The 2,180-nt window shown below is 42.5% G+C and carries 2 protein-coding genes and 1 pseudogene; 2 read left to right on the top strand and 1 reads right to left on the bottom strand.

Features of this window, described 5'->3' with window-relative positions:
• Positions 1-122, top strand: a pseudogene (locus FTU79_RS16340) (hypothetical protein); the annotation flags it as partial.
• A 67-nt stretch (positions 123-189) separates the two neighbouring features.
• Positions 190-654, top strand: coding sequence for an ATP-binding protein (locus FTU79_RS16335; protein WP_071830580.1), 465 nt, complete (start codon positions 190-192; stop codon positions 652-654).
• A 73-nt stretch (positions 655-727) separates the two neighbouring features.
• On the opposite strand, the gene mph is transcribed toward FTU79_RS16335, so the two are convergent.
• Positions 728-1,615 (bottom strand): Mph(E)/Mph(G) family macrolide 2'-phosphotransferase, encoded by an 888-nt coding sequence (mph, locus tag FTU79_RS16330; RefSeq protein ID WP_071830579.1) that lies wholly within the window; start codon positions 1,613-1,615, stop codon positions 728-730.
• Positions 1,616-2,180 lie beyond the last annotated feature (565 nt).

The raw sequence follows: 2,180 nt of genomic DNA, 5'->3' as shown, positions 1-2,180 counted from the left end.
ACCGCCATCGTGTCGTGATCGGCAAGGATACGCGCCTGTCGGGCTATATGCTTGAACCCGCGCTCACAGCCGGTTTCACCTCGATGGGCATGGACGTATTCCTTTTTGGCCCGCTGCCGACAACGTAATAGGAAGAATAAACGCCCTTTTCACCCAAGTCCAAATTAATTTGCCGATTCCATAATCAGGGTGTATTACAATTCCATAGAGTTTTTCAATCCAGGTGGTTTAGCTGATAACTTAACGATTGATCAGCTTCTTCGTGAAGATTACTCGCCATGGGCGCGCAATAAAAGGATATCTGCCACGTTCAAAGAAGCGCATTTTATTGAAAAATATGGGTCAGGCATCAAACGAATCCAAGAAGGCTTCGCATCCTATGGTCTGCGTCCCCCTGTCTTTGAAAATTTCCAGCACGGTTTTCGAGTTATTGTCTCATCAAAGCTACTTTTCGAATCTAATGAGGGAGTAAGTGAGGGAGTAAATCTACTATTTAATCAGATAAGAACTAATCCAGGAAAGCGTGCACCATTTTTAGTAAACGAGCTATTAGTTCCTGTCAAGATAGTAGAGCGGTGGCTCAAAATCTTAAGAGATGATCATAAAATCGAGTTTCGAGGAGCTCCTAAAAGTGGAGGATACTGGCTAAAATAGAAATCAATGATACTCTTAAGTGGCACCAATCGAACTCCTATTTTAGCATTTAAAAAAGTATCCTCACATCATTTTATTGAACAATACCTAAGGCTGCTCTGGCGGCATTGATATGATTATCGTCGTTGCACTCTACCGCAAAAGCGCCATATGCTAATGGAGCTGCAGCAGCCCTCTCTATAGATTGTTCGTAGAGCCTATCCCATATCGTTCCGCCTTGTTTAGCATACTCCGTTATCAAACTCTTCAGGCTATCCTCTCCAAAAACCGATACGTGACCAGAAAAGTCCAGTGCAGGATCACCCATATGCGCAGTAGACCAATCTATGATACCAGAGGTCTTACCTTCCTTCGAGGTTAAGACATGCCCTGCATAGAGATCGCCATGGATGAAACAAGTGAATTCAGGCCACAAAGGGTCATTGTCCAACCATCTACGGTATCTGTTTTCCAACGGCTCGCTGATACCTATCTCAGATTTCACCAAGTGGATACGGTCAGCTATTTCGGTCCTCAATTCACTTGGAGTCATTATTTTCAAGTTGCTCTTTCTCACATCGTCAGCTGTAATACGATGTAATTCGGCCAATGATTTTGCCAGAGACTCCACATAAGCTATGCTATCGCGATCTATGTTCCAAGAAACCTCATGTGTTATCGCATCGAATGTCAGAGCAGGCGCATCCTCCAGTAAAGGGTAGGCTATTAGGCGCTCCGATACAATTTTCCAATCAGGGACATTGATCGACAGGTTTCTTTTGGCTAAATCCAATATTCTACTTTCATTTTCGATTTGTTCAAGCATATCGCTTCTTCGAGGTATACGGAGTACCCAGTTCTCACCGTTTACTTCCTTTACAAAGGCAACTCTAAAGTCGATGCCCATCTCATTGACGCTCATCTCTTCCGAAATTCTCAGCCCATGCTCTAGGGCTAATGTTTGCATATCTTCGATTGTCATTTCTATACTGTTTTCTTTTATTAAATTGGTACCAGTTCCCCCGACAGGACATTCTGAATGTCATATACAGGTGTAACACTTTACCCATATTCTTTTCGTATGGATAACACTTCCCATCAGGGAACAAAAATCTGATACATGAATTAATTGTGAGACAGTAGACCTACTGTCGCATTGAAGCCATCTCGGCGACTATTTGATTAGGAAAACCAAGGCTTTGCCATCATAGCCTTATCATAGAAGTATAACATAGTTGTAAAGATAGAAAATTATTTTTTATTCATCCATGATGTTATTATTTTATAATAACATCATCTAAACATGTCCTGTCGCTCTTTTGTGCTGTGATATTTCATACCTATTAACTGCTTTCGTTTGAATTATACGACGTTCTACTCACAATAGGGCAAGGGTTACTCATTCCGTAGGATGCGGTTCACGTATAGGAAGAATAAACGCCCTTTTCACCCAAGTCCAACAGCTTTGGACCGCAGTTGACTCTTTCGACACCCCTGCGATGCAACCCAATCCGGCTGACGGGGAGCCAGCAACGCTGAAAATTTAC

Source organism: Acinetobacter sp. YH12144 (assembly GCF_013418345.1).
In the GTDB taxonomy this organism is placed as follows: Bacteria; Pseudomonadota; Gammaproteobacteria; order Pseudomonadales; family Moraxellaceae; genus Acinetobacter; species Acinetobacter amyesii.
This window is presented reverse-complemented; position numbering and strand designations above follow the sequence as displayed.

Coding starts and splice junctions, on each gene's coding strand:
- mph (WP_071830579.1), bottom strand. CDS start 1,615: ATGACAATCGAAGATATGCAAACATTAGCCCTAGAGCATGGGCTGAGA.